Below are 26,741 nucleotides of genomic sequence, written 5' to 3'. Positions count from 1 at the left end.
GGGTGCCCGCGGGTCGCCCGGCGAGACCGCCCCGGACGCGCTCCTGGACCCGTCGGCGCCGCGACGGCCCGGGCGCGTCCGCCCGCCCACGGCCCGGGGCCGGGAGTGCGTGTGCGCTCCCGGCCCCGGCCCTCGTGACCGTCGTCACCGGCGGGACTACGCCGCCGGGCGCCCCACCAGCTCCCGGAGCACGTCCTCCATCGTGACGAGACCGGCCAGCTTGCCGTCGTCGCCCAGCACCGCCGCCAGGTGGGTGCGGCTGCGGCGCATCGCCGTCAGGACGTCGTCCATCGGGGTCGCCGCCCGGACCCGGGCGATCGGCCGCATCGCGGAGACAGGGAACGGCAGGTCGCGCGGAACGGCGTCCAGGGCGTCCTTCACATGGAGGTAGCCGAGGATTCCGCGCCCCGCGTCGACCACGGGGAAGCGGGAGAAGCCCGACTCCGCGGCGAGCGCCTCCAGCTCCTCGGGCGTGGTGCCCACCGCCGCGTACACGACCTTCTCCACCGGCATGACGACGTCCCGCACCGGGCGCCGTCCCAGCTCCAGGGCGTCGTGCAGCCTCTCGGCGGCACGGTCGTCCAGGAGTCCGGCGACACCGGCGTCCGTCACCATCCGGGCCAGCTCGTCGTCCGAGAACGTCGCCGAGACCTCGTCCTTCGTCTCCACCCGCAGCAGCTTCAGGATGCCGTTCGCGAAGGCGTTGATCGCGAAGATGACCGGTCGCAGCCCCCGGGCGATCGCCACCAGCGGCGGGCCGAGGAGAAGCGCCGAGCGGGTCGGCTCGGCCAGCGCGATGTTCTTGGGGACCATCTCGCCGAGCAGCATGTGGAGGTAGGTCGCCACGGACAGCGCGATCACGAACGAGATCGGGTGCACCAGGCCGTGCGGCACGCCGACCGCGTCGAAGAGCGGCTCCAGGAGGTGCGCGATGGCCGGCTCGGCGACGATGCCGAGTACCAGCGTGCACAGCGTGATGCCGAGCTGCGCCGCGGCGAGCAGCGCCGAGACGTGCTCCAGACCCCAGATGACGCTCCGGGCGCGCCGGTTCCCGGCCTCCGCCTCCGGCTCGATCTGACTGCGACGTACGGAGATCAGGGCGAACTCCGCGCCGACGAAGAAGGCGTTCGCGACCAGGGTCGCGAGGCCGATCAGCAACTGGATCGCGATCATCGGCCCGCCTCCCCGGTCTCCTCGGACAGGTGGGCCGGCGGCGCGTGCATCAGCACCCGGGCCGCCCGGCGCCCGGAGGCGTCCACGACGTCGAGGCGCCAGTGGGCCAGCTCGACCCGGTCACCGACGGTGGGGATCCGTCCCAGCTCCGTGGCGAGGATGCCCGCCAGCGTCTCGTAGGGGCCGTCCGGGACCCGCAGGCCGATCGCCTCCAGCTGGTCCGTGCGGGCCGCGCCGTCGGCGGACCACAGTTCGCGTCCGTCGGCGTCCACACCCGCCCGTGCCAGGTCGGGCGTCTCGTGCGGGTCGTGCTCGTCGCGCACCTCGCCGACGACCTCCTCGACGATGTCCTCCAGGGTCGCGACCCCGGCCGTGCCGCCGTACTCGTCGATGACGACGGCCATGGTCTGCTTGCCCGAGAGCCGGTCGAGCAGCCGGTCGACCGTGAGCGTCTCCGGGACGAGCAGCGGCTCGCGCAGCATGTCCCCGATCCCGCGGCGGCGGCGCTCGTCGGCCGGTATGGCCAGGACGTCCTTGATGTGGGCGATGCCCACCACGGAGTCGAGGCTGCCGCGGTAGACGGGGAAACGGGACAGGCCGGTCGCGCGGGTCGCGTTGGCGACGTCCTCGGCGGTGGCCTGCACCTCCAGGGCGGTGACCTGGACGCGCGGCGTCATCACGTTCTCCGCCGTCAGCTCGGCGAGGTTGAGGGTCCGTACGAACAGCTCGGCGGTGTCCGCCTCGAGCGCGCCCTCCTTGGCGGAGTGGCGGGCCAGCGCCACCAGCTCCTGCGGGGAACGGGCGGAGGCCAGCTCCTCGGCCGGCTCCAGCCCGAGCCGGCGCACGATCCGGTTGGCCGTGTTGTTGAGGTGGCTGATCAGCGGTTTGAAGGCGGCGGTGAAGACCCGCTGGGGGGTGGCCACCCGCTTGGCGATCGCCAGCGGCGAGGAGATCGCCCAGTTCTTCGGGACCAGCTCGCCGACGACCATCAGGACGACGGTCGACAGGGCGGTGCCGATGACCAGGGCCACCGAGGAGGCCACCGAGGCCGAGAGGCCGAGGTCCTGGAGCGGGCCGCGGATCAGCTTGGAGATCGACGGCTCGGAGAGCATGCCGACGATCAGGTTGGTGACGGTGATGCCGAGCTGTGCGCCGGAGAGCTGGAAGGTGAGCGACTTGACGGCCTTGAGCGTGCTCGCGGCCCCGCGCTCGCCCCGCTCGACGGCCGCTTCCAGCTCGCCGCGCTCGACCGTGGTCAGCGAGAACTCGGCAGCGACGAAGGCGCCGCACGCGAGGGAGAGCAGCAGCGCCACCCCGAGCAGAAGCACTTCGGTCATCGGTTCACCTCCGTCCCATGATCGGCCAGGGACGGAAGGATCGCGCGATGTCGGGTCTCGCGCTGACTGCTACTGGGAGGCTCGCCCATGGGCGGACGCTCACACCTTTCGGTCGAAGGGGAAGGAAACACTCATGGTAAAGGACGGGCAAAGGAGAGGGTGTGATCACCCCCGCCGGGTGTCCGGCGAAGACCCACCCCCGGACCCGTACCCGGACCCGGAGCTCGCATCCCGGCCCGTGCCGGATCCCGCGTCCGAGCCCAGGCCGGCGCCCGAGCCGGGCAGCGGCTTGACCCACCGCGTCCACCGCTCGTCCGGCTCGTACCGCGCCGCACGCCAGGCACGTCTCCCCAGCTCGTTGTGGTCCAGCACCATAGCGTCCGCCCGCCGGCCGCCGAGCGCGGCGAACCGCTCCTCGGCGGCCATGAGCAACGCGGCCCCGACGCCGCGACGCCGGTGGCCGGGGTGGACGGCGAGCCGGTAGAGGTGGCACCGCCAGCCGTCGAAACCCGCGATGACCGTGCCGGCCAGTTCACCGCCGCGTTCCGCGAGGATCAGCGCCTCCGGGTCACGGGCCAGGAGCCGTTCGACCCCGTCACGGTCGTCGCTGATGCTCGTGCCCTCGGCTGCCACCTTCCAAAAGGCCAGCACGGTGTCGATGTCGGCCGCCGAGGCGGTCCGGATACTCGGCTCGTCCATGATCGGCATCCCACCACCGGCCGCCGGAGGACGTCGAGCGCGTTTCGCCATCCGGTCCGACACGCCCGCGGCTCACCGACCCGTCCGTCCGCCGGGCGGCCCGGACCGGTGGGTCAGACACGCCGTGCCGAACCCAGCACACAGAAGGAGGACGGCAGCCGCGGCCCCTCCTGCGGAACGGTGAGGGACCGGTATGTGATCAGTTCGAACCCCGCCGCCTCGATCGCGGCCAGGGGATCGCGCGCCGTGTGGCAGCCGCCGAAGAGCAACGGCCAGACCGTCCGGTCGAGCGCCCGCTGGGTGCGCGCCATCCCGCGCCCGGGCGCCACCCCGTGCTCGAAGAAGCGCAGCTCACCGCCCGGACGCACCACCCGGTACAGCTCCGCGAGCGTGCGCGGCACGTCCCGTACGGTGCACAGCACCAAGGAGGCCACCGCCGCGTCGAACGCCTCGCTCTTGACCGGCAGCGCCTCCGCCGCGCCCGGTGCCACATCCACGGGCACGTCCGCGCGCAGCGCGGCATCGGCCGCCAACTGACGTAGATGCCGCTCCGGTTCGATCGCCACGACCTCCGCGACGGTCCCGGGATAGTGCGCGAAGTTCAGCCCGTTCCCCGCCCCGATCTCGATGACCCGGCCCGACAGACCGGTCAGCAACTCCGTGCGAAGGGCGCCGATCCCGGCCTTCGTATCGGCGGAGACGCTGAACCGGGCGTAGAAGCGGGCGAAGAAGGGGTGGTGAACGGCGTCCCGGGGGACCCGGGTGGAACGCGATGACATCGCGGACCTCCTCCGACGCTCGGCACAGCGGACGTGGACGGGGGGATTCTTCCCCGTCCCGCGCCACTCAGCCCGTCACGAAACAGAACTCGTTGCCCTCCGGGTCGCGCATCACCTGGAAGTCGCCGTGGTCGTCGGTGACGATCCCGGCGACCCGCTCCGCCCCCAGGGCGATCGCGGCCTCGGCCGCCGCGTCCAGCCCGTCCCCCCGCAGGTCCAGGTGGAGCCGGTTCTTGGCGGCCTTGCCCTCGGGGACCCGCTGGAAGGCGATCCGGACGAAGCCCGGCGGGTCGACGTACGACCAGTCGGGGCTCCGGTCGACCGGAGCCCCGCCGAGGAGCCCTGCCCAGAACCGCACCAGACCCGCCGGGTCGGCGCAGTCGAAGACGATTTCCTGAACGGTTGCACGCATGGGTTCAGCCTACGGAGATCACGGCCGGTGCGCCGAGGCGAACCGCTCCGCGTCCCACACCCCGCCCAGCACGGGAGCGAGCCAGCCGGCCGCCTCCGCCCGGAACCGGTCGGGGTCCAGCGCCCCGGCGCCCTCCGGTACGGCCCCGATCAGCGGCGCGCCGGCCGCCTCCGGAAGATCCTCCAGATTGCAGCGCGCAGCCAGGTCCGGGGACGCCGGCCAGCTGCCCACGACCACACCCAGCTGGCTGAGGCCGCGCGCCCGCAGCGCCTCGGCCGTCAGGGCGGTGGCGTTCAGGGTGCCCAGACCGGCCGGGGTCACCACCAGGACCGGAGCGCCGAGGAGGCGGGCGGCGTCGGCGAGCGTGCCGCCCGCCTCGTCGAAGCGGACCAGAAGACCGCCCGCGCCCTCCACGAGCACCAGGTCGTGCGAGGCGGCCAGCTTCGCCGCCGCCTCGGCCACCCGGTGCGGCCCCACCGGTGTCATGCCCGCCCGCCGGGCGGAGGTGGCCGGGGCCAACGGCTCGGGGAACCGGCCCAGTTCGGTCGCGGTCCCGGCCCCGGAGAGCCGGACGACCTCGTCCGCGTCCCCCCGCTCGTGCGGAGCGAGGCCCGTCTGCGCGGGCTTGAGCACGGCCACCGAACGCCCCTGGCCGGTCGCCACCGCGGCCAGCGCCGCGGTCACGATCGTCTTGCCGATCTCGGTGCCCGTACCGCTGACGACGATGACGGTCATGGTCTGTGCTGTCCTTTCGGAGATGGTGCCGGAGCGCGGGGCCGGGGCCGGTCAGCCCGCCGCGGCCGCCGCGCGCACCGCGTCGCAGATACGGGTCAGATCCTCGTCGCCGGTCACGAACGGCGGCATCACGTAGATCAGGTCACGGAAGGGGCGCACCCACACGCCCGCCCGGACCGCCGCCTCCGTGGCCGCCGCCATGTCGACGTCGTGACCGAGCTGGACGACCCCGATGGCGCCGAGCACCCGCACGTCCCGGACGCCCGGCTGAGCGGCGGCGTCGGCCAGGCCCTCGCGCAGCCCGGCCTCGATCCTCTTGACCTCCACCGCCCAGTCCTGCGCCAGCAGCAGGTCGATCGAGGCGCCGGCCACCGCGGCCGCCAGCGGATTGCCCATGAACGTCGGGCCGTGCGCGAGGACCGGGACCTCGCCCCGCGAGATCCCGTCGGCGACCCGCGCCGTGCACAGCGTCGCCGCCATCGACAGATAGCCGCCGGTCAGCGCCTTGCCCACGCACATCACATCGGGGGACACCCCCGCGTGGTCCGCGGCGAACAGCTCGCCCGTACGCCCGAAGCCGGTCGCGATCTCGTCGAAGACCAGCAGGACGTCGTGCTCGTCGCACGCCTCCCGCAGCACCCGGAGGTACTCCGGCGCGTGGAAGCGCATGCCGCCCGCGCCCTGCACCACCGGCTCCACGATCACCGCGGCGACCTCGTCCGCGTGGCGGCCGATCTCCTCCCGCAGCAGCTCCGCGTACGACTCCTCGTACGCGGCCGGCGGCGCGCCGACGAAGACCTGGCGCTGCAGCACGCCCGACCACAGCTCGTGCATCCCGCCCTCGGGGTCGCACACCGACATCGGGGTCCAGGTATCGCCGTGGTAGCCCCCGCGCCAGGTGAGCAGCCGCTGCTTGCCCGGCCGTCCGATCGAGCGCCAGTACTGCAGGCACATCTTGGCGGCGACCTCGACGGCGACCGAGCCCGAGTCGCTGAGGAAGACGTGCCGTAGCGGCTCAGGGGTGATCTCCACCAGCCGGGTCGCGAGCCGTACCGCCGGCTCGTGGGTGAGGCCGCCGAACATGACATGGCTCATCCGGTCCAGCTGGTGACGCACCGCGTCGTTGAGCACCGGGTGGTTGTAGCCGTGGATCGCGGACCACCACGACGACATGCCGTCGATCAGCTCGGTCCTGCCGTGCACCGGTTCCGCGAGCCGCAGCCGCACCCCGGACGCGGACGCGACGACCAGCGGGTCCGTACGGCCCGGCATGGGGCCGTACGGATGCCAGACGTGCGCCCGGTCCAGGGCCAGCAGCTCGCTGTCACGCATTGGGCGCGAGGTCCGTGCCGGCCCCCCGGCGACGGACCGCCACCAGGTCGGTACGGGCGTTCGGCACCTCGGCGCTCGCGGCCTCGGCGGCCTGCGCCGCCTCCGGCGCGGGACCGCCGCACGGACCGCAGCCGCCACCGGCCTCGGCGTGCGAGCCGCAACCGCCCCCGGCACCGGCCTCGGCGTGCGAGCCGCAGCCCCCGCCGGTCTCGGCGCCCGCGTGCGAGCCGCAGCCGCCCATCGCCGCGGCGAGCGCGTCGGCCCGGTGCTCGGGCAGCGTCGTCGTGCCGGCGCCCTCCACCTCGAAGCCCGCGTCCGCGATCATGTCGAGGTCCGCCTTGCCGGCCTGGCCCTCGCTCGTGAGGTAGTCGCCGAGGAAGATCGAGTTGGCGAGGTGCAGTGCCAGCGGCTGCATCGAGCGCAGGTGCACCTCACGCCCGCCCGCGATCCGGACCTCCACGTCCGGGCAGACGAACCGGACCATCGCCAGGATCCGCAGGCACCGCTGCGGGGACAGGTTCCACTCCTTGGCCAGCGGCGTGCCCTCGAAGGGGATCAGGAAGTTCACCGGCACCGAGTCCGGGTCCAGCTCCCGCAGCGCGTAGACGACGTCGACCAGGTCCTCGTCGCTCTCGCCCATGCCCGCGATCAGACCCGAGCAGGCCGACAGACCGGCGTCGTGCGCCTTCCGCACGGTGTCGACCCGGTCCTGGTAGGTGTGGGTGGTCGTGATCTCCCCGTACGTCCCCTCGGACGTGTTCAGGTTGTGGTTGTACGCGTCGGCTCCCGCGGCCCGCAGCCGCTCCGCCTGGCCGTCCGAGAGGAGGCCGAGGCACGCGCAGACCTCGACGCCCTCGTTCTGCTCCTTGATCGCCTCGATGGTCTTGCCCACCCGGTCCACGTCGCGGTCCGTCGGGCCGCGGCCGCTCGCCACCAGGCAGACCCGCTTGGCGCCGCCGGCCACTCCGGCGGCGGCCGCCTGGGACGCCTCGTCGGGCTTCAGCCAGGTGTACTTCAGGATCCCGGCGGTCGAGCCGAGCCGCTGCGAACAGTACGAACAGTCCTCCGGGCACAGACCGGACTTCAGATTGACCAGATAGTTGAGCTTCACCCGGCGCCCGAACCACTGGCGGCGCACCTTGCCGGCCGCGGCCACCACATCGAGCAGTTCGTCGTCGGAGGTCGCCAGCACGGCGAGCGCTTCTTCACGGGTCGGCAGCTCGCGCCGCAGCCCCTTGTCCACCAGCGTGTTCAGCAGGTCCATAAGGGCTGATCCTGGCCTACGGCACACCCCCCGGCCAAGGAGGAACCGAACAACAGCGCCTGTTTGAGGTGTGTGGATGGCCACACTCTGACCTCGGCCACGGGCCGCTAGGGTCTGTGCGCTGCCTACAAAAGGATCTGCCCCATGCACCGGGACGCGCACATGCCGGACGAGGACACGCACCGTACCCCGTTCGACTGGACGGACACCGAGGCACGCCGCCGCGCGGAGGCCGGTCTCGTCCGCACGCTGCGGCCGCGCGCCGCCGAGGCGGAGCCGCTCGACCTGGCGGGCAACGACTACCTCGGCCTCACCCGGCACCCCGAGATCACCGAGGCCGCCGCCGAGGCCGCCCGGCGCTGGGGCGCCGGCTCCACCGGTTCCCGGCTGGTCACCGGCACCACCCGGCTGCACTCCCGGCTCGAACGCGAACTCGCCGACTTCTGCGGCTTCGAGGCGGCCCTGGTCTTCTCCTCCGGCTACACCGCCAACCTGGCCGCCCTCACCGCGCTCAGCGCCCGTGACTCGCTGATCGTCTCGGACGCCGGAAACCACGCCTCGATCGTGGACGGCTGCCGGCTGTCCCGCGCGGAGACGGCCGTGGTCCCGCACGCGGACCCCGAGGCCGTCCGCAAGACACTCCACGCCCACGGCGGCCGACGGGCCCTCGTGGTGACCGACTCGGTCTTCTCGGTGGACGGGGACAGGGCGCCCCTGACCGAACTCGCCGCCGCCTGCCGCGCCCACGGCGCCGCCCTCGTCGTCGACGACGCCCACGGTCTCGGCGTCCTCGGCGAGGGGGGCCGCGGCGCGCTGAACGCCGCCGGGCTCGCGGGCGACGCGGACGTGGTCGCCACCCTGACCCTCTCCAAGTCGCTCGGCAGCCAGGGTGGCGCCGTCCTCGGCCCGGCCCGGGTCATCGAGCACCTGATCAACGCGGCCCGGACGTTCATCTTCGACACGGGGCTCGCTCCGGCCGCCGTGGGCGCCGCCCTCGCCGCTCTGCGCCTGATCAAGGGCGACCCGGCCCTGGCCGGTCGCGCGAGGACGGTCGCGACCACCCTGCACCGGCTCCTCACCGACGCCGGGCTGACCGCGGCGCGCCCGGACGCGGCCGTGGTCTCGGTGCGCGCCCCGTCGCCGGAGGCGGCACTGCGGTGGGCGGCGGACTGCCGCGCACAGGGCCTCGCGGTGGGCTGTTTCCGGCCGCCGTCGGTTCCGGACGGGATCTCCCGGCTGCGGCTCACCGCGCGCGCGGATCTGAGCGACAGCCAGATCGCCGAGGCGGTGGCCACGATCGTCCGGACGGCTCCGCGCCTGGCCTGAGGCCGTCCGGGGCGCCCGCGCGCACCCCTCCGCCCGCCCCGGGCGGGGCGACGCGGGCACCTCCTGTCCACCCGGGACGGGGCGGAGTTCACCGCTTCGGGCGACAGATGTCTGCATATCTTGGTGGATCGACCCCTATGGCGGCCCGATCGGTGGCACCCTGACGCGAAGTGCAGTCCGGGGCGGGGCCCCGATGGGAAGGACAGCGTCGCCATGGCAGACCACCAGGAAGCATCCGTCACGCTGCCGAGCGATCCCGCCTCGGTGTCCACCGCCCGGAGATATGTCGACGACGTCCTCAGGGAATGGGGGCTCGAGGCCGGCAGCGACACGGCCGACTCGGTGCGGCTGATCGTCTCGGAGCTGGCCACCAACGCCGTCCAGCACACTTTCGGGCAGTCGCCCACGTTCACCGTCGACGTCCGGCTGGAGCGCGGGGAGCGGCTGTGCGTGGGCGTCACCGACAGCCACCCCCGCTGGCCCCGGCGACTCCCGGCCGCGGTGCAGCAGGACAACGGCCGAGGGATGGTGATCATCCGTTTCCTCGCGGCGGAGGCGGGCGGCCGGCTCACGGTCGCCCCGACCGCCGACGGGGGCAAGACGGTCTGGATCAACCTGCCCTGGACGGCGCGGCGCCCCGTGTCGGCCCCGCTCGGGGGCGCCTGACGCGGTGTGAGCCACCTCGAGGCCGGCGGCGCCACCGCGCCCCCTTCGGCACCGCGCCCCCTTCGGCACCGCGCCCGTCCGTCACCGCGCACCCGTCCGACGCTGCGTCAGCCGTCGCGGGCCCGACGGCATCCGTCGGACACCGGCCGCGCGCGGCGGGCGTCCGGCGGCCGCGCGTCAGCGGACGCGGCCGTAGTACACCTTCGAGGACCAGATCTTGTCGAGCTTCACCCAGGAACCGGTCTTGGGGGAGTGCCAGATCCTGTTCTGACCGGCGTAGATGCCGACGTGATAGACCCTTCCGCCGGAGTGGAAGAAGACCAGATCCCCCTGCTGCCTGCTGGAGGCGGAGATGTGCTTGGTCTTGTTGTACTGCTGCTGCGCGGTACGGGGCAGCGACTTGCCCGCCTTCTTGTACGAGTAGAGCGTGAGCCCCGAGCAGTCGAACCGGCTCGGCCCGGCCGCTCCGTACTTGTAGGGCGATCCCTTCTTCGAGGCCGCGATGCTCAGCGCCTTGCCGGCGTGGGACGTCGCGGCCTGGGCCTCCGGTGCGGCACCTGGTGCCAGCAGCGTGCCGCCGACGGCGGCGAGGGTGAGAGCCGAGACGGCTCCGGCCCGGGACAGCAGGGACGGGACATGAATCTGCGCAGTCATGCGCAACCCTTCGTCAGCCGCCTGTGAAGGATGACCTGTCGGGTTCGGGCAGGCGAAGATGCCCGGCCGCGGCTGCGGCTTCACCCCAAGGAACGGCCCACCTGCTCGGTCGTCCCGTGTTGCTCGGGTCCTCCACTCCTGCCGATCCACCTCTGTCGACCAGACGTCCGGGACAGCGGCAGGACTCGGCGTCCGCCCGGACCGCCCCGCCGTGGTGGCGGGGGCTTGTCGTCGTCAGGGATCTTGACCCACATCCGGGGTGAAATCCGAGTTGAAACGGCGATATGTGAGGCTCCTCACCACTGATCCGTTCGGGTGGACAAGTAGGTTTCGTGATCTTCGGAGGTTTGCCCGACGAGCCCCGTACCAGGGGTGGGACGCCCGATTCAGCCAGATGTGTACAGCTGCGCTGCAACCCGCCCCGGCCATATGTAGATTCGTCGACTACGCCGAAAGGGGGAGGCTTTCTGCGCCCTCCGTGGGCCGAGTGGACCTCGACACGACACGCGACAATGTCAACTCGCCGGGGTCCTCGGAAGAGTGACCCGGTCCGCCCGGGCGCTCTCCGTCGAACACGCGGAGCGTGCGGGCCGGGATGTCGGCGTGTACCTCGCTCTCGCCCCGGCGCGCATGCGGAAGCCGCGTGCCCCCGTCCGCTACAGCGGAGGCACGCGGCGGTAGGCGGGGCGTCAGCCCACCGGTGCGGGCCGCGGGGCCGGGGCGGGGCCCGGCTCGGCGGCGGCCCGGGTGCGGCGCCCGCCCAGGGCCACCGCGGCGAGGCCGAGCGCCACCCACACGCCCAGCACCAGCAGCGGTGAGCCCGCGCCGGCGCCGTCGAAGAAGGCCACGGACCGCAGGGCCGAGCCGCCCGCACCCGGCGGCAGCAGCTGGCCGAGCGCGCCCGCGGGGGCCGGCAGCAGTTCGGGCGCGCTCGCCACGCCGGAGAAGGGGTTGCCGAACAGGACCATCAGAGGTGCCCCGAGGGCGAAGCCCGCCCGGCCGAGCAGCGCGGCGAGCCCCGCGAGCGCCGAGCCGATGGCGAGGACGGTGAGCGCGAGGACGCCGGCCTCGGCCCACCAGTCGCCGGTGAGCGCCCCGAGCCAGGTGTGGGCGAGTCCGGCGCCGACGATGCCGGCGAGCGCGGCGGCGCCGCACAGGGCGAGGACCGCCCGTCCGCGCCGCAGGCCCATGACCGTGATGACGATGCCCGCGGCCGTGCCGGCCAGGACGAGGGGGAAGAGGCTCGACCCGAACGCGCTGCCGCGCGGGTCGCCCGCGGGCGTGGATACGACGTCGACGACCTCGACCTGCGTGCCGGCGGGGACCTGGGCGGTGACGGCCTCCCGCAGGAGCCCCGCGACGACGGGGCTCGCGGCGGACGCGGTCAGCAGCCGCGGACCTTGCGGGGTGACGACCACGGCGCCGTATACGACCCGGTCCTCGATCGCCGTGCGGGCGGCTGCCTCGGAGTCGAAGCGGTGGACCTCGAAGGCGCCGTCGCGCTCGGCGAGGCGCTCTTCCAGCGGGGCGGCGGCGGCAGCGGGCCCGGCGACGCCGATCGGCAGGTCGTGCGGCGCGACCCGGGCGGCGGGCCAGGCGAACGCCCACAGGGCAAGGGCCGCGACGACCGGGATCAACACCATCACCGCGAGGGTCTTGCGGGTGCCGTTGGCAGGCATGGCGACTCCCATACAAAGAGAAGGATCGTTCGTTTTACGGCGGTGGAGTCACTGTCCCGCCGGAGTGGCCGCTTGTCAAGAATGAATGTTCGTTTTACATTCGGCCCATGGCTCGCGTCTCCCAGGAACACCTCGACGCCCGCCGCCGTCAGATCCTCGACGGCGCCGCGCGCTGCTTCGCCCGCAACGGCTTCCACGCCACCTCCATGCAGGACGTCCTCGGTGAGGTGGGCCTCTCGGCCGGCGCCGTCTACCGCTACTTCCGCGGCAAGGAGGAGCTGATCGCCGCCATCGCCGCGGAAGCGTTCGCCGGCATCCGCAGCGCGTTCGAGGACGCCTCGCGTTCCACCCCGCCGCCCACCCCCGACGTCCTGCTCGGCTCGGTCCTGCGGCTCTTCCTGGACAAGCGGATCGAGGGCGCTGACCGCCAGGCGTACGCCCGGCTCATCCTCCAGGTCTGGTCCGAGACGCTGCGCGACGAGCATCTCTACGCGACCCTCTCCGAGGGGTACCGCGCCATGCGCGAGGTGTGGTCGACGCTGGTCGACGCCTACCGAGCGAACGGGCTCATGGCGGCCGACGTCCCCGCCGACCGGGTCGCGCGCACCCTCATCGCCACCGCCCAGGGCTTCATCGCACAGCAAGCCCTCTTCGGCGACGTGGAGGTCGAGGTCCTGGAGGACGGGCTGCGCGGACTGATGTCCATGGAGACGCAAAGCCCGAGTTAACGCGTCGGAAAAACTTCCGCCCTAACGTGCAATGTCCGGCCCCGCAGCGCGTCTTTGCAGCTCAACAGAGTGTTGAAGATCGGTAAGGTCCGCTGCTGTCCGGGAGGGAACCGCCCGGTGGACGACGATGAGGTGGAAGCGTGCAACTGACCCCGCACGAACAGGAACGACTGCTGATCCACGTGGCCGCCGACGTGGCCGAGAAACGCAGAGCGCGCGGAGTGAGACTCAACCACCCCGAAGCCGTCGCCCTCATCACCTCGCACATCCTCGAGGGCGCCCGCGACGGCCGTACGGTCGCCGAACTCATGGCCTCCGGCCGCACGGTGCTCTCCCGCGACGACGTCATGGCCGGGATCCCGGAGATGATCCACGACGTCCAGGTCGAGGCCACCTTCCCGGACGGCACCAAGCTCGTCACCGTCCACGACCCCATCGTGTGACCGGGGAGCGACGCCGATGATCCCCGGAGAGATCCTCTACGCGGACGAGCCGGTCACCCTCAACGAAGGGCGTCCCGTCACCCGCCTCACCGTCCTCAACGCCGCCGACCGGCCCGTCCAGGTCGGCTCCCACTACCACTTCGCCGAGGCCAACCCCGGCCTCGACTTCGACCGCGCCGTCGCGCGCGGGCAGCGGCTGCACATCGCCGCCGGCACCGCCGTGCGCTTCGAGCCCGGCATCCCCGTCGAGGTCGAACTCGTACCGCTCGCGGGCCGGCGGGTCGTCCCCGGTCTGCGTGGCGAGACGGCGGGCCCGCTCGACCCGAAGGACGCCGACCATGCCTGAGCTCCACCGCGCCGCCTACGCCGACCTGTTCGGCCCCACCACCGGCGACCGCATCCGGCTCGCCGACACCGACCTGCTCGTCGAGATCGAGGAGGACCGCTCCGGCGGCCCGGGTCGCGCGGGGGACGAGGCCGTCTTCGGCGGCGGCAAGGTCATCCGCGAGTCCATGGGACAGGCCCGGACCACCCGCGCCGAGGGCGCGCCCGACACCGTCGTCACCGGCGCCGTCATCGTCGACCACTGGGGCGTGGTCAAGGCCGACATCGGCATCCGGGACGGACGGATCACCGGCATCGGCAAGGCCGGCAACCCCGACACCATGGACGGCGTCCACCCCGACCTCGTGATCGGCCCGGAGACCGAGATCATCGCGGGCAACGGGAAGATCGTCACGGCCGGCGCCGTCGACGCCCACGTCCACTTCATCTCGCCCACCCTCGTCGACCAGGCGCTCGCCGGCGGCATCACCACCCTCGTCGGCGGCGGAACGGGACCGGCGGAAGGCACCAAGGCCACCACCGTCACGCCCGGCCCCTGGCACCTGGCCCGGATGTTCGAGGCTCTCGACACCTTCCCGGTCAACATCGGCCTGCTCGGCAAGGGCAACACCATGTCGCGGGAGGCCATGCACTCCCAGCTGCGCGGCGGGGCGCTCGGATTCAAGATCCACGAGGACTGGGGGGCGACGCCCGCCGTCATCGACGCCTGTCTGAGCGTCTGCGACGAGACCGGCGCCCAGCTGGCCATCCACACCGACACGTTGAACGAAGCGGGCTTCGTCGGTGACACGCTGGCCGCCATCGCGGGCCGCACCATCCACGCGTACCACACCGAGGGGGCGGGGGGCGGCCACGCGCCCGACATCATCAGCGTCGTCTCCGAGCCGTACGTCCTGCCCAGCTCCACCAACCCGACGCGGCCGCACACCCTCAACACCGTCGAGGAACACCTCGACATGCTGATGGTCTGCCACCACCTCAACCCCGCCGTCCCCGAGGACCTCGCCTTCGCCGAGTCGCGTATCCGGCCCTCGACCATCGCCGCCGAGGACGTCCTGCACGACCTCGGCGCCATCTCGATCATCTCCTCCGACTCCCAGGCCATGGGCCGCATCGGCGAAGTGATCCTGCGCACCTGGCAGACCGCCCACGTGATGAAGAAGCGCCGCGGCGCCCTTCCCGGCGACAGCCGTGCCGACAACCACCGGGTCCGCCGCTACGTCGCCAAGTACACGATCAACCCGGCCGTCGCCCAGGGCATGGACCACCTCATCGGATCGGTCGAGACCGGGAAGCTCGCCGATCTGGTCCTCTGGGACCCGGCCTTCTTCGGCGTGAAGCCGCAGACCGTCCTCAAGGGCGGCCAGATCGCCTACGCGCAGATGGGCGACGCCAACGCCTCCATCCCCACCCCGCAGCCCGTCCTGCCCCGCCCGATGTTCGGGGCGCTCGGCAAGGCGGCAGCCGCCGGATCGGTCAACTTCACCGCCCAGGCGGCCCTCGAGGACGACCTGCCCCGACGGCTCGGCGTCCACAAGGAGTTCGTGGCGATCGGCAGCACCCGGCGGGTCACCAAGGCCGACATGCGCGAGAACGACGCCCTGCCCCGCGTCGAGGTCGACGCGGACACCTTCACGGTGACGATCGACGGGGAGCCCGTCGAGCCGGCGCCCGCCGCCGAACTGCCCATGGCCCAGCGCTACTTCCTCTTCTGACGGGCCCGTGATGAGCCGTTCCGCACTCCTCGTGCTCGCCGACGGGCGTTTCCCCGCCGGCGGGCACGCCCACTCCGGCGGCGCCGAAGCCGCCGTCAAGGCCGGCCGGATCACCGACGCCGCCGACCTCGCCGCGTTCTGCCGGGGCCGGCTGCACACCACCGGCCTCACCTCGGCGGGCATCGCCGCCGCGGCGGCGCTCGGCCACGACCCGTACGAGCTCGACGCGGCCGCCGACGCCCGTACGCCCTCGCCCGCCCTGCGCGCCGCGGCCCGCAGGCTCGGCCGGCAGATGATGCGGGCGGCGCGGTCCGTCTGGCCCTGCGCCGACCTCGACGCGCTGGCCGCCGCCTTCCCGCGCGGCGCCCACCAGCCCGTCGTGCTCGGCGTCGCGGCCCGCGCCGCGGGCCTCGGGCCCGAGGACGCCGCGCACTGTGCCGCCTACGAGGCGGTCAGCGGCCCCGCCACGGCCGTGGTCCGCCTCCTCGGCCTCGACCCCTTCCAGGCCACCGCCGTCCTCGCCCGTCTGGCGCCCGAGCTCGACCGGGTCGCCGAGCGGGCCGCGGCGGCCGCCCACGCGGGCGTCGACGCCCTGCCCGCCGCCTCCGCGCCGCTCCTCGACATCACCGCCGAGCAGCACGCCGCCTGGCCCGTCCGCCTGTTCGCCTCCTAACCCCACCGGGAGAACCATGCACCTCGACCACTCCCACGCCGGTCCGTCCGCCGTGTCCGCCGACGCCCGCCGGCCCGACGGCACCCGGCGCGCCCTGCGCGTCGGACTCGGCGGCCCCGTCGGCTCCGGGAAGACGGCCACCGTCGCCGCGCTGTGCCGCGCCCTGCGCGACCAGCTCTCCATCGCCGTCGTCACCAACGACATCTACACGCGCGAGGACGCCGAGTTCCTGCTCCGCAACGCCGTGCTGCCCCCCGAGCGCATCCAGGCCGTCGAGACGGGGGCCTGCCCGCACACCGCCATCCGCGACGACATCTCCGCCAACCTCGAGGCCGTCGAGGAGCTGGAGGACACCGTCGGTCCCCTCGACCTGATCCTGGTCGAATCGGGTGGCGACAACCTCACCGCGACCTTCTCCAAGGGTCTGGTCGACGCCCAGATCTTCGTGATCGACGTGGCGGGCGGGGACGACATCCCCCGCAAGGGCGGGCCCGGCGTCACCACCGCCGACCTGCTCGTCGTCAACAAGACCGACCTCGCCCCGTACGTCGGCTCCGACCTGGAGCGCATGGCCCGCGACGCCAGGGAACAGCGCGGCGAGCTGCCCGTCGCCTTCACCTCGCTCACCGGCCCCGACGGAGTGGCCCCCGTGGCCGGCTGGATCCGCGAACGGCTCGACGCGTGGGCGGCGCGGGTCGCATGAGCCTGAGCGCCACCGCCCGGATCGTCGCGGAGGCCGACGGCCGGCTCCCGCTCCTGGAGAGCGGCGGCCCCTTCGCCGTGCGCCGCACCCGCGCCACCGGCACCTACACCCGGGTCACCGTCGTCGGCGCCATGAGCGCGCCGCTCGGCGGCGACCGGCTGGCGATCGAGGCCGACGTACGCCCCGGGGCCTGGCTCCTGGTCGACTCCGCCGCCGCGACCGTGGCCCTGCCCGGCCGCACCACCGGAGCCGCCACGTACGACGTCCGGATCACCGTCGGCGAAGGAGCCGTCCTGCGCTGGCTGCCCGAGCAGCTGATCTCCGCCGCCGGCTCCGACCTGCGGATGCGCACGACCGTGGAACTCGCCGCCGGCGCACGGCTGGTGCTCCGTGAGGAGCAGATCCTCGGCCGCCACGGAGAGGAGCCCGGCACGCTCACCACCCGTCTCACCGTCCGCCGCGCCGGACGCCCGCTGCTCGACCAGGAGCTGGCCTACGGTCCGGGCGCCCCCGGCGGATGGGACGGCGGCGCGGTCCTCGGCGGACACCGCGCGACCGGACAGCTCCTCGTCGTCGAACCGGAGTTCGCCGACAAGCCCGTCGAGCCGAGGCCGCTCGCGGAGAACGCCGTCCTCACCCCGCTGGCGGGGCCCGCCGCCCTGGTCACCGCCGTCGCCCCCGACGCGCTCCGGCTGCGCCGCACGCTCGACGAGGCCCTCCGGGAACTCGCCCCCCTCTGAACCACGGCCCGGGGGACACCGCTCAGCGGTCCACGCTCACCGGTTATGCGTTCGGCAAAGAAACGCCCGTACGGCCTTTCGTCGCGCGCCCCGGTGACGAAAGGATCTCCGACAGACCGTCACACCCACAGGGGGAGAGACCACGTGAGAAGCGCAACCGCGCTCGTTTCCGCCGGAACGCTCATAGCCGGCACGCTCATGGCGGGCGCGCTGGCGGCCCCGGCCGCCGCCGCCGAGAGCGCGACCCACGACACCCGCCGGGCGAACCCGGAGAGGTACGGAGTCGCGGTCGCCGCGAACCGGGCCGCCCAGCAGGGCATCGACTGGCAGGACTGCCCCGCCGACTGGGGCCTGGAGAAGCCCATCACCTGCGGCTGGGTCAGCGTCCCGGTCGACTACGCCAAGCCGTACGGCAAGCAGATCAAGCTGGCCGTCGACAGGATCGGCGCCACCGGCACCGCCGCCGAGCGCCAGGGCGCGCTCCTCTACAACCCCGGCGGCCCCGGCGGCTCCGGCCTGCGCTTCCCGCGCCGGGTCACCACGAAGAACGCGATCTGGTCGGGCGCGGCCAAGGCCTACGACTTCGTCGGCTTCGACCCGCGCGGCGTCGGCCGCTCCGCCCCCATCTCCTGCGTGGACCCGACCGAGTTCGTCAAGGGCCCCAAGCCCGACCCGGTCCCGGACAGCGAGGCCGACAAGCTGGCGCTGCGCAAGCTCGCCGCCGAGTACGCCGCGGGCTGCGCCGAGCGGAGCGGCGACCTGCTGCCGCACCTGCACACGCTCAACACCGCCCGCGACCTCGACGTCATCCGGGCCGCACTCGGCGAGAAGAAGCTCAACTTCGTCGGCGTCTCCTACGGCACCTACCTCGGCGCGGTCTACGGAACCCTGTTCCCCACCCATGTGCGCCGCATGGTCCTCGACAGCGTCGTCAACCCGTCGACCCGCAAGATCTGGTACGAGGTCAACCTCGACCAGGACGTCGCCTTCGAAGGGCGGCTCGTGGACTGGATGACCTGGGTCGCCCGCCACGACGCTGTCTACCACCTCGGCGACACCTACGCCGAGGTGCGCGGGCAGTGGGACACCCTGCGCGCCGCAGCCAAGAAGGATCCGCTCGGCGGGAAGGTCGGTCCGGCCGAACTCATCGGCTTCTTCCAGAACGCGCCCTACTACGACTCCATGTGGGCCCCGGTCGCCGAGGCCTGGAGCGCCTACGCGGCCGGCGACCCGCAGCCGCTGATCGACGCGGCCGCCGCGGACCTGACCGACACGGCCGGAAACATCGCGGCGGAGAACGGCAACGCCGTCTACACCGCCGTCGAATGCGCCGACGCCCCCTGGCCGACCAGCTGGCGCACGTGGGACCGCGACAACAGCCGACTCCACGCGCGCTACCCGTTCATGACCTGGTCCAACGCCTGGATGAACCTGCCCTGCGCCACCTGGTCCGGCCCGCGTCAGCGCCCCACCGAGGTCCGTACGGGCAAGGGCCTGCCGCCCGTGCTCATCACCCAGGCCGAGCGCGACGCCGCCACCCCGTACGCCGGGGCGGTCGAGCTGCACAAGCGGTTCAAGGGCTCGCGTCTGATCACCGAGCGGGACGCCGGATCCCACGGCATCACCAACCTCGCCAACCCCTGCCTCAACTCCCGTGTCGAGGCCTATCTGGTGCGCGGCACGCTGGACCGCCGGGACGTGACGTGCGCACCGCACGCCACGCCCCAGCCGTAACCCCTGCCGCACGGTGACGGGGGAGGGGGCGGCCGCCCGCGCGGCCGCCCCCGCCTCACGCGCGGGAGGCGAGCCAGGCGTCCTCGGCCGCGTAGTCGAACCAGTCCACCCGGTACTTCACCAGACCCGGGAACGCCTCCCGCCAGTCCCGCAGGGCCAGCCGCGAGGTCAGCCACTCGACCGTCGCCGGCAGCGACCGCGCGTACGAGACCACCGGCCGGTACCCCAGCTCCCGCTCCGCCGCCGTCATGTCGTACACGATCGGCTGAGGGCCCCCGGTCCACGGGGTGAGCCCCACCGTGCCCTCCGGCGGCCCGTCGAAGCGCACCGTCTCGCTCCCGACCCCCATCACCGCGTCGATCGACGCACCGATCTCCGCCACCGTCGGCGCCTGCGGGTCGGCCGCGTTGAGGACCCGGCTGCCCGGGTTGGCGGCCGCGAGGCGGACCAGCTCTGCGAGGTTGTCCACGTGCACCGGGTGGAACCGCGACGAGCCGCCGTACGAGAGGATCCGCACCGGCCGGCGGTCGAGCGCCCGCTTGACGAACCACAGCTCACGCGGCCCGGGACAGTACGGCCCGTGGATGGCGCCCGCCCGCAGCAACGTGGTCGGCAGCGCCGCGCCCGCGGCGAGCAACTCCCGCTCCAACGCCACCTTCCGCGTGCTGTACGAGCTGTCGCCCGGTACGACCGTCCCGCACGTCTCGGGGATCGGCAGAGGATAGACGGGGAAGCCGCCCGGCTCGTGCTGGGTGTCGAAGCCGCGCCCCTGGCCGTCCTCGTAGACCGCGCCGCTGGAGATCACCACCGCCGAACCGATCCGGTCGGCGAGCCCGGTCAACTGCCGTCCGTGTCCGCCGTCGTAGGCGACGATGTCCACCAGTACGTCGACGCCGTCGCCGAGGGCCGCGGCGAGCGCCCCCTCCTCGCCGCGGTCGAACGCCACCGACCGGACCTCCCCCGGCCATCTCTCGTCGCGGCCGCCGCCCCGCGAGGCCGCCGTCACCACCCACCCGTCGGCGACGAGCGCTCTCACGGCCGCCCGCCCCACCTGTCCCGTCGCCCCGACTACCAGTGCGTGTCCCTGTGTCATGGCAGCGACGCTACGACGCGGGGGGCGCCGCCCCGGAGCGGTTCGCCGTGCGCGGATCCGCCCTCAGCGTCCCCGGCGCGGGAACTTCCGCGTCCCCCTGGCGTTCCGCTCCTCCTCCGCCGCCTTCACCGCTGCCGCGTAGTCGTCGACGTACTCCTGGCCGGACAGCGCCAGGATCTCGTACATGATCTCGTCCGTGACGGCGCGGATCGCGGCCTTCTCGCCCTCCATCCCCGCATACCGCGAGAAGTCCAGCGGCGCCCCGAAGCGGATGGTGACCCGCTTGACCTTCGGCACCACCTTCCCCGGCGGCTGGATCTCGAAGGTCCCGACCATGGCGCACGGAACCACGGGGACCCCGGCCGTGATCGCCATGACCGCGACCCCGACCTTGCCCTTGTACAGCCGTCCGTCGTGCGAACGGGTCCCTTCGGGATAGATGCCCAGCAGCTCGCCCTTGGACAGCACCCCGAGCCCCTCGCGGATCGCCGCCCGCCCGGCCTCCTTGCCGGAGCGGTCGACGGGGATCTGCCCCGCGCTCCGGAAGAACGCGGCGGTCAGCCGGCCCTTGATCCCCGGACCGGTGAAGTACTCCTGTTTGGCGAGGAAGGTGATCCGCCGCTTCAGCACGACCGGCATCAAAAAGTGATCGGAGAACGACAGGTGGTTGCCGGCGATGATCGCCGCTCCGTCCTCCGGAACGTGCTCCAGCCCCTCGATGCGGGGCCGGAAGGCCAGCCGCAGCAGGGGACCGAGCAGGACGTACTTCAGTACGTGGTAGAACACCGGCGGCCCCGATTCGGTAGTGCCAACGCTCCTTTGTAACCACTCGCGCGACCGTGGTCCACACTGGAGACGGAGGGATGGACCGTTGCCAGCCGCGCGTCGACGCAGACGATCCGGCGCAGCCGTCACCGCCGCACTGTGCGCGGTGATGACCGCCGGGCTGTACGGCTGCGCGGAATCCGGCTCCGACCCCGCCCCGACGAGGCCCCCCGCCACGCCCGGCCAGGCCCGCTCGCCGTTCACCGGCCTGCCCGCCAGGACCGATGCCCCGGTCCTCGCCGTGAAGATCGACAACGTGGTCCCGGCCCGGCCGCACACCGGCCTCGGCGCGGCCGATCTCGTCTACGTCGAGCAGGTCGAGGGCGGCCAGACCCGGCTGCTGGCCGTCTACTCCTCGCGGATACCGGACAGGGTCGGGCCCGTCCGCAGCGCCCGCGAGTCCGACATCGAGCTGCTCCGGCAGTTCGGCAACCCGGCACTGGCCTACTCCGGGTCGCATTCCGGCCTGAAACCGCTCCTCGCCGGCGCCCCGCTCGACCTGCTGACCCCCGCGAGCGTCCCCGGCGCCTACACCCGCGGTGACGACCGGCCCGCCCCGCACAATCTGTACCTGCTGCCCGACCGGGCCCTGGACGCCGTCCCCGAGGCGCAGCACCCCGAGGACATCGGCTTCCGGTTCGGCCCCGCTCCCGCCGGCGGCGAGCCGGTGAACAAGCTCACGGAGCGTTTCCCGGCGGCCCGCTACACCTTCACCTGGTCCGCCGCCGACCGCGGCTGGCGGGTGGCGATGGACGGGACGCCCGCGCGGACCACCGACGGCGGCCCGCTGACGGCGACCAACGTCGTGGTGCAGCAGGTCACCGTCCGGCCGTCGCGGTTCGAGGACTTCCTGGGGAGCGTCTCGCCGTACACCGAGACCGTCGGCAGCGGCCCCGCCCGCGTGCTGCGCGACGGCCGCGCTCACGACGCACGCTGGAGCCGCCCGGACGCGGCGTCCGGCACGACCCTCACCACTCCCGACGGGGCTCCGCTGAACCTCGCGCCGGGACGGACCTGGATCGTCCTCGTCCCCCGCGGATAGCGGCAGCGGCGCGGGTCAGGGCTGCGGGCCCGGCCTGCCGGGCCCGGGTCCGCGCGCCGGGGACGCGGCGCCGTCCGCCGCCGCCATGCCGATCGTGACCACGCCGAGCACCACCCAGCCGAACCAGAGCCAGCCGCTGCTGCCGAGCGCCACGGTGTACGCCGTCGTCAGCACCAGGGCCGCGACGGTGATCACGCTCATCGCCTTCGTGGGACCGGACATGTGTCCGCCTCCTCAGGACGGGGCCGTCCCGTTCATCGTGAACCCTGGAGCGGCCCGAGCGCTACTCCCGCGCGCCCCCTGCCGTCCCCGGGCGCAGAGGCCGTCCTACTGCCCGCGGGTCTGGAGGGAGGCGAGATACGCGTTGTACGCCTCCAGCTCCTTGTCGCCGTCCCGGTCGGCGGCCCGGTCCTTGCGCACGGCCTGACGCTGCTCGGAGTGGTACCACTGGTACACGAGCGCGATCAGCACCAGCACGGACGGGATCTCGCTGAACGCCCAGGCGATGCCGCCCGCCGCGTTCTGGTCCGAGAGGGCGTCGATGCCCAGCGAGGCGGGAGGGTGGGCGTACGCCTTGACCATCGGTTCGCTCGCCATCATGAGGGCGATGCCGAAGAAGGCGTGGAACGGCATGCCGGCGAAGAGCTCCAGCATCCGCATCACGTAGCCGGGGCGGTGCGGGCCGGGGTCGACACCCATGATCGGCCAGAAGAACACCAGTCCGACCGCGAGGAAGTGCACCATCATCGCGATGTGGCCGATCCTCGACCCCATCAGCGTGTCGAAGATCGGCGTGAAGTAGAAGCCATAGAGGCTCGCGATGAACAGCGGGATCGTGAACGCCGGGTGCGTGATGATCCGCATGTAGCGGCTGTGCAGCAGCATCAGCAGCCACTCGCGCGGCCCCTTGCTTCCGCGCGCCGCCACCGGCAGCGCGCGCAGCGCCAGCGTCACGGGCGCACCGAGCAGCAGCAGGATGGGGGAGAGCATGGAGACGACCATGTGCTGCACCATGTGCACGCTGAACATGACCATGCCGTAGTCGTTCAGCTTGGTGCACATCACCAGAGCCACGCTCAGCACGCCGGCCGCGAAGAACACCGTCCGGCTCACCGGCCAGGCGTCCCCGCGCCCGCGCAGCCGGGCCACGCCCCAGCCGTACAGCGCGAGCCCCACAAGGCAGGCGACGAGGAAGAACGGGTCCGCGGAGAACTCCAGCCCCCGCCCCAGCGTGAACGGCGGCAGATCCATGGACGTGCCGTGCCCGCTGTGATCCATCTGTGTACTCCTGGAGCCCGATTCGCGCTTGTTGTCCGCACCAGACTAGAACCGCCCCCGTTCGCGTTCGCGACCGGGGGCGGTTCTAGTCTGGTGCGGGATCCGCGCGGATCCGTGCGGCGGGAGCCTCAGAGCACGGTCTCCGCCTCGGCGTACCGGTCGGCCGGCACCGTCTTGAGGGTCTCCACGGCCTGGGCCAGCGGAACCATGGTGATCTCCGTGCCGCGCAGCGCGGTCAGCATGCCGAACTCGCCGCGGTGCGCCGCCTCCACCGCGTGCCAGCCGAACCGGGTGGCCAGCACGCGGTCGTACGCGGTCGGCGTGCCGCCGCGCTGGACGTGACCGAGGATGACCGGGCGGGCCTCCTTGCCCAGACGGCGCTCCAGCTCGACCGAGAGCTGGTTGGCGATCCCGGTGAAGCGCTCGTGGCCGTACTGGTCCTTGGCGCCGACCTCGAAGCTCATCGACCCCTCGCGCGGCTTGGCGCCCTCGGCGACGACCACGATCGCGAACCGCTTGCCCGCCTCGAAGCGCTCCCCGACCCGGGCGGTCAGCTCGTCGATGTCGAAGGGGCGCTCGGGCACGACGATGGCGTGCGCTCCGGCGGCCATGCCGGAGTGCAGGGCGATCCAGCCGGTGTGCCGGCCCATGACCTCGACGATCAGCACCCGCTGGTGGGACTCGGCGGTGGTCTTCAGCCGGTCGAGGGCCTCGGTGGCGACACCGACGGCGGTGTCGAAGCCGAAGGTGACATCGGTCGAGGCGATGTCGTTGTCGATGGTCTTGGGGACGCCGACGATCGGCAGACCGGCCTCGGAGAGGAGGTTGGCCGCCTTCAGCGTGCCCTCGCCGCCGATCGGGATGATCGCGTCGAGGCCCAGCTCGGCGACGTGGCCGCGGGCGCGCTCGACACCGTCGACCAGGTGCGCGGGCTGGACCCGGGAGGAGCCGAGGATCGTGCCGCCCCGGGCCAGGATGCCGCCCACCGCGTCGAGGTCGAGCTTGCGGTAGTCGGCCTCCAGGAGGCCCTTCCACCCGTCGTGGAAGCCGATGACCTCATCGCCGTGGTCGACGACGGCGCGGTGCACGACGGAACGGATGACGGCGTTCAGACCGGGGCAGTCGCCGCCGGAGGTGAGCACACCAATGCGCATAGCCCGAGATACCTTTGCAACGTGGGCCGACTCCCGGACCACGTCGTCCGGTTGGATCCCCGCCACCCTATCGGTGCCGGGTGGCGGGGCCGAACCGGATGTCCGCAGATTGGACAACGTATTTACTTACGAATCCAATGGGCGTAGGGCTGCTCAGACGTGCAGCCCGCCGGGCGGTCAGGCGGGGCGGGTCGCCGCCGCGATGCGCTCGTCGCGCAGCGCCTCGTACCACCGGTCGTCGGTCGGCGGCAGCGCGTTCACGTCGAGGGCCAGCTTCAGCAGCAGGTCCGCGATCTGCGGGTTGCGGGCCATGACCGGGCCGTGCATGTACGTACCGAAGACGGTGTCGTTGTACGCGCCCTCGGTGCCGTCGCCCGTGCCGTTGCCCTTGCCCAGGATGGTGCGGGCGAACGGGCGGGCCGTCGGGCCGAGGTGGGTGATGCCCTGGTGGTTCTCGAACCCGGTGAGCTGGGGGAGGCCGAGCCGGGGGTCGATGTCCGCCAGCACGTCGCCGACGCACCGCTCGCCCTCGCCACGCGTGGAGATGACGTCGATCAGGCCCAGGCCGGGCTCGCGCTCGCCGAGGTCGTTGATGAACTCGTGGCCCAGGATCTGGTAGCCGGCGCAGACCGAGAAGATGATCGCGCCGTTCGAGGCCGCGCGGGACAGGCCGCCGTCGCGGCGCAGCCGCTCGGCCGCGAGCCGCTGCGGACGGTCCTCGCCGCCGCCGATCAGATAGATGTCGCCGGAGGTCGGCACCGGCTGGTCGCTGCGGACGTCGACGCGCTGGACGTCCAGGCCGCGCTGGCGGGCGCGGCGCTCGACGACGAGGGCGTTGCCCTGGTCGCCGTAGGTGCTGAGCAGGTCCGGGTAGACCCAGACCAGGCGCAGGCTGCTGTCACTCATGCTGCAAGTCCTCTACGGGTCAGTTGCCGACGCGGCGGCGGACGTCCTGGAACGCGGTGTAGTTGGCGATCAGCTCGATCTGGCCGGGCGGGGCCTGCCGGACGGCCTCGTCGATCGTCTCGCACACCCGGAAGTCCACGCCCGCGACCTCCAGGCGGACCGCGAGGTCCAGCTTGCGGTCGCCGATGACCATGATCGGGTGCCCGGCCAGCCGGCCGTAGTCCACGTCCCACAGCCACGAGGTGTCCGTGCCGTCGGCGCCGCGCGCGTTGACGGAGAGGATCACCGGGGTCGGCGGCTGGTCGATGAGGGAAAACGTTTCGAGCCAGCCCGCCGGGTTCTTGGCGAGCAGCAGCCGCAGCTCGCGCCCCTGGAAGGTGACGACGTCGTAGCGGCCGGCGACGGCCTGCACCTGGTACATCCGCTCCAGGGCGACCTGCGGCGGCACACCGAAGACGGCGGCGACGGCGGCGGAGGTGGCGGCGTTGGCCTTGTTGGCGCGGCCGGGCAGCTGGAGGTGGATGGGCCACGCGGAACCGTGCGGGTCGAGCACGTGGTCGCCGTTGAGCGCCCAGCTCGGCGCGGGGCGGCGGAAGCCGCACTCGCCGCAGAACCAGTCGTCGCCGGGGCGCTGCATCACACCGCCGCAGGAGGGGCACGACCAGGCGTCGTCCTTCCACTCCTGGCCGGCGGCGACCCACACCACGTTGGGGGAGGAGGAGGCGGCCCACACGATCAGCGGGTCGTCGGCGTTGGCGATGACCACGGCCTTGGTGCCGGAGAGGCCCTCGCGCCACTTCTCGGCGAGCATCCGGGTCTCCGCGGCGCGGTCGAGCTGGTCGCGGGAGAGGTTGAGCAGGGCGATCGCCTTGGGGGTGGTGTCCCGGGCGACTCCGGCGAGGTACTTCTCGTCGACCTCGATCACGCCGTACTTGGCGTCCGAGCCGCCGGCCAGCGCCGAGGTGATGCCCGCGGGCATGTTGGCGCCGAGCGCGTTGGAGACGACGGGACCACTGGCGCGCAGCGCCTCGGCGATCAGCCGGGTCGTGGTGGTCTTGCCGTTGGTCGCGGACACCAGGACGACGTCCAGATGCTGTGCGAGCCGACCCAGCAGGTCCGGGTCGAGCTTCAGCGCCACCTTGCCGCCGATCACCGATCCGCTGCCGCGTCCCGCTGCTCGCGACACCGCGGCCGCGGCCTTGCCCGCCGTCACGGCCAGCTTGGCGCGCGGCGACAGCGGCTCTGGATTACCGGGGTGTCCTGACATCTTCCTTGTTCCTCCTTGCGTCGGTCCGGCCTCAGCCTA

Annotated in this window: 27 protein-coding genes, 1 pseudogene and 1 riboswitch; of the genes and pseudogenes, 11 read left to right on the top strand and 17 right to left on the bottom strand. The window is 72.9% G+C overall.

Translation table 11 applies throughout. The features are described from left to right. Nucleotides 1-156: 156 nt before the first annotated feature. From AB0K65_RS08550 to bioB, 8 genes and pseudogenes are all read right to left on the bottom strand, one after another. Nucleotides 157-1,173 carry a hemolysin family protein gene (locus AB0K65_RS08550; protein WP_365715002.1) on the bottom strand — a complete coding sequence of 339 codons (1,017 nt, stop codon included), beginning with the start codon at nt 1,171-1,173 and terminating at the stop codon, nt 157-159. Further along, nucleotides 1,170-2,510: a hemolysin family protein gene (locus AB0K65_RS08545; protein WP_365715001.1), complete on the bottom strand. Its 1,341-nt coding sequence runs from the start codon at nt 2,508-2,510 to the stop codon at nt 1,170-1,172. The genes AB0K65_RS08550 and AB0K65_RS08545 overlap by 4 nt, the downstream gene beginning before the upstream one ends. 282 nt (nt 2,511-2,792) lie before the next feature. After that, nucleotides 2,793-3,209: pseudogene (locus AB0K65_RS08540) on the bottom strand (GNAT family N-acetyltransferase); the annotation flags it as partial. A 113-nt stretch (nt 3,210-3,322) separates the two neighbouring features. After that, the gene (locus tag AB0K65_RS08535) at nt 3,323-3,988 is read right to left on the bottom strand and encodes a class I SAM-dependent methyltransferase (protein ID WP_365715000.1); all 666 of its coding nucleotides are present in this window, start codon (nt 3,986-3,988) and stop codon (nt 3,323-3,325) included. A 67-nt stretch (nt 3,989-4,055) separates the two neighbouring features. After that, the gene (locus tag AB0K65_RS08530) at nt 4,056-4,400 is read right to left on the bottom strand and encodes a VOC family protein (protein WP_365714999.1); all 345 of its coding nucleotides are present in this window, start codon (nt 4,398-4,400) and stop codon (nt 4,056-4,058) included. Nucleotides 4,401-4,418: 18 nt separating this feature from the next. Next, entirely contained in the window at nt 4,419-5,135 is a 717-nt protein-coding gene (bioD, locus tag AB0K65_RS08525) for a dethiobiotin synthase (RefSeq protein WP_365714998.1), read from the bottom strand. Between the two features lie 51 nt (nt 5,136-5,186). Next, complete coding sequence (locus AB0K65_RS08520) at nt 5,187-6,467, bottom strand: adenosylmethionine--8-amino-7-oxononanoate transaminase (RefSeq protein ID WP_365714997.1); 1,281 nt, start codon at nt 6,465-6,467, stop codon at nt 5,187-5,189. Then, nucleotides 6,460-7,731 carry a biotin synthase BioB gene (bioB, locus tag AB0K65_RS08515; protein WP_365714996.1) on the bottom strand — a complete coding sequence of 424 codons (1,272 nt, stop codon included), beginning with the start codon at nt 7,729-7,731 and terminating at the stop codon, nt 6,460-6,462. The genes AB0K65_RS08520 and bioB overlap by 8 nt, the downstream gene beginning before the upstream one ends. A 144-nt stretch (nt 7,732-7,875) precedes the next feature. Between bioB and AB0K65_RS08510 the strand changes: the two genes are divergently transcribed. Further along, nucleotides 7,876-9,057 carry an 8-amino-7-oxononanoate synthase gene (locus AB0K65_RS08510; RefSeq protein WP_365714995.1) on the top strand — a complete coding sequence of 394 codons (1,182 nt, stop codon included), beginning with the start codon at nt 7,876-7,878 and terminating at the stop codon, nt 9,055-9,057. A gap of 213 nt (nt 9,058-9,270) precedes the next feature. After that, complete coding sequence (locus tag AB0K65_RS08505) at nt 9,271-9,723, top strand: ATP-binding protein (protein ID WP_365714994.1); 453 nt, start codon at nt 9,271-9,273, stop codon at nt 9,721-9,723. 177 nt (nt 9,724-9,900) lie between these two features. Here AB0K65_RS08505 and AB0K65_RS08500 read toward each other — a convergent pair whose 3' ends face one another. Then, nucleotides 9,901-10,377, bottom strand: coding sequence for a C40 family peptidase (locus tag AB0K65_RS08500; RefSeq protein WP_365714993.1), 477 nt, complete (start codon nt 10,375-10,377; stop codon nt 9,901-9,903). Between the two features lie 3 nt (nt 10,378-10,380). Further along, a riboswitch (cyclic di-AMP (ydaO/yuaA leader) is annotated at nt 10,381-10,553 on the bottom strand. Between the two features lie 513 nt (nt 10,554-11,066). Next, nucleotides 11,067-12,056 (bottom strand): ABC transporter permease, encoded by a 990-nt coding sequence (locus AB0K65_RS08495; RefSeq protein ID WP_365714992.1) that lies wholly within the window; start codon nt 12,054-12,056, stop codon nt 11,067-11,069. 107 nt (nt 12,057-12,163) lie between these two features. On the opposite strand from AB0K65_RS08495, the gene AB0K65_RS08490 reads away from it, so the two are divergent. The 8 genes from AB0K65_RS08490 to AB0K65_RS08455 all read left to right on the top strand — a co-directional run bounded on the left by AB0K65_RS08490 (nt 12,164) and on the right by AB0K65_RS08455 (nt 19,137). Beyond that, nucleotides 12,164-12,784: a helix-turn-helix domain-containing protein gene (locus AB0K65_RS08490; RefSeq protein WP_365714991.1), complete on the top strand. Its 621-nt coding sequence runs from the start codon at nt 12,164-12,166 to the stop codon at nt 12,782-12,784. A gap of 140 nt (nt 12,785-12,924) precedes the next feature. Beyond that, a complete protein-coding gene (locus AB0K65_RS08485) occupies nt 12,925-13,227 on the top strand; it encodes an urease subunit gamma (RefSeq protein ID WP_365714990.1) in 303 nt (100 codons plus the stop codon). 16 nt (nt 13,228-13,243) lie between these two features. Further along, nucleotides 13,244-13,573, top strand: a complete 330-nt coding sequence (locus AB0K65_RS08480) for an urease subunit beta (protein ID WP_365714989.1) — start codon at nt 13,244-13,246, stop codon at nt 13,571-13,573. Further along, complete coding sequence (locus AB0K65_RS08475) at nt 13,566-15,287, top strand: urease subunit alpha (RefSeq protein ID WP_365714988.1); 1,722 nt, start codon at nt 13,566-13,568, stop codon at nt 15,285-15,287. Before AB0K65_RS08480 ends, AB0K65_RS08475 begins: the two co-directional genes overlap by 8 nt. A gap of 10 nt (nt 15,288-15,297) precedes the next feature. Continuing rightward, nucleotides 15,298-15,960, top strand: coding sequence for an urease accessory UreF family protein (locus tag AB0K65_RS08470; RefSeq protein WP_365714986.1), 663 nt, complete (start codon nt 15,298-15,300; stop codon nt 15,958-15,960). A 16-nt stretch (nt 15,961-15,976) separates the two neighbouring features. Continuing rightward, nucleotides 15,977-16,663, top strand: coding sequence for an urease accessory protein UreG (ureG, locus tag AB0K65_RS08465; protein WP_365714985.1), 687 nt, complete (start codon nt 15,977-15,979; stop codon nt 16,661-16,663). Then, nucleotides 16,660-17,403, top strand: coding sequence for an urease accessory protein UreD (locus AB0K65_RS08460; RefSeq protein WP_365714983.1), 744 nt, complete (start codon nt 16,660-16,662; stop codon nt 17,401-17,403). Before ureG ends, AB0K65_RS08460 begins: the two co-directional genes overlap by 4 nt. A 198-nt stretch (nt 17,404-17,601) precedes the next feature. Next, nucleotides 17,602-19,137: an alpha/beta hydrolase gene (locus tag AB0K65_RS08455; RefSeq protein WP_365715066.1), complete on the top strand. Its 1,536-nt coding sequence runs from the start codon at nt 17,602-17,604 to the stop codon at nt 19,135-19,137. 55 nt (nt 19,138-19,192) lie between these two features. On the opposite strand, the gene AB0K65_RS08450 is transcribed toward AB0K65_RS08455, so the two are convergent. Next, nucleotides 19,193-20,230: an NAD-dependent epimerase/dehydratase family protein gene (locus tag AB0K65_RS08450; protein WP_365714982.1), complete on the bottom strand. Its 1,038-nt coding sequence runs from the start codon at nt 20,228-20,230 to the stop codon at nt 19,193-19,195. Nucleotides 20,231-20,293: 63 nt separating this feature from the next. After that, nucleotides 20,294-21,016 (bottom strand): lysophospholipid acyltransferase family protein, encoded by a 723-nt coding sequence (locus tag AB0K65_RS08445; RefSeq protein ID WP_365714981.1) that lies wholly within the window; start codon nt 21,014-21,016, stop codon nt 20,294-20,296. Between the two features lie 148 nt (nt 21,017-21,164). Between AB0K65_RS08445 and AB0K65_RS08440 the strand changes: the two genes are divergently transcribed. Beyond that, on the top strand, nt 21,165-22,097 hold the full coding sequence (locus AB0K65_RS08440) for a DUF3048 domain-containing protein (RefSeq protein ID WP_365714980.1): 933 nt from the start codon (nt 21,165-21,167) through the stop codon (nt 22,095-22,097). Nucleotides 22,098-22,112: 15 nt separating this feature from the next. On the opposite strand, the gene AB0K65_RS08435 is transcribed toward AB0K65_RS08440, so the two are convergent. The 5 genes from AB0K65_RS08435 to AB0K65_RS08415 all read right to left on the bottom strand — a co-directional run bounded on the left by AB0K65_RS08435 (nt 22,113) and on the right by AB0K65_RS08415 (nt 26,702). Further along, nucleotides 22,113-22,319, bottom strand: coding sequence for a hypothetical protein (locus AB0K65_RS08435; protein ID WP_365715072.1), 207 nt, complete (start codon nt 22,317-22,319; stop codon nt 22,113-22,115). Between the two features lie 105 nt (nt 22,320-22,424). Further along, the gene (locus AB0K65_RS08430) at nt 22,425-23,375 is read right to left on the bottom strand and encodes a cytochrome c oxidase assembly protein (RefSeq protein ID WP_365714979.1); all 951 of its coding nucleotides are present in this window, start codon (nt 23,373-23,375) and stop codon (nt 22,425-22,427) included. Nucleotides 23,376-23,503: 128 nt separating this feature from the next. Then, nucleotides 23,504-24,529: a 6-phosphofructokinase gene (locus AB0K65_RS08425; RefSeq protein ID WP_365714978.1), complete on the bottom strand. Its 1,026-nt coding sequence runs from the start codon at nt 24,527-24,529 to the stop codon at nt 23,504-23,506. Nucleotides 24,530-24,706: 177 nt separating this feature from the next. Continuing rightward, nucleotides 24,707-25,435: a glutamine amidotransferase gene (locus AB0K65_RS08420; protein WP_365714977.1), complete on the bottom strand. Its 729-nt coding sequence runs from the start codon at nt 25,433-25,435 to the stop codon at nt 24,707-24,709. Nucleotides 25,436-25,454: 19 nt separating this feature from the next. Further along, complete coding sequence (locus AB0K65_RS08415; protein ID WP_365714976.1) at nt 25,455-26,702, bottom strand: MurT ligase domain-containing protein; 1,248 nt, start codon at nt 26,700-26,702, stop codon at nt 25,455-25,457. Between the last annotated feature and the right edge of the window lie 39 nt (nt 26,703-26,741).

It is taken from the genome of Streptomyces sp. NPDC053755 (genome assembly GCF_040677675.1).
In the GTDB taxonomy this organism is placed as follows: Bacteria; Actinomycetota; Actinomycetes; order Streptomycetales; family Streptomycetaceae; genus Streptomyces.
The sequence above is the reverse complement of the archived record's forward strand: the minus strand, read 5'-3'. Positions and strand labels throughout refer to the sequence as shown.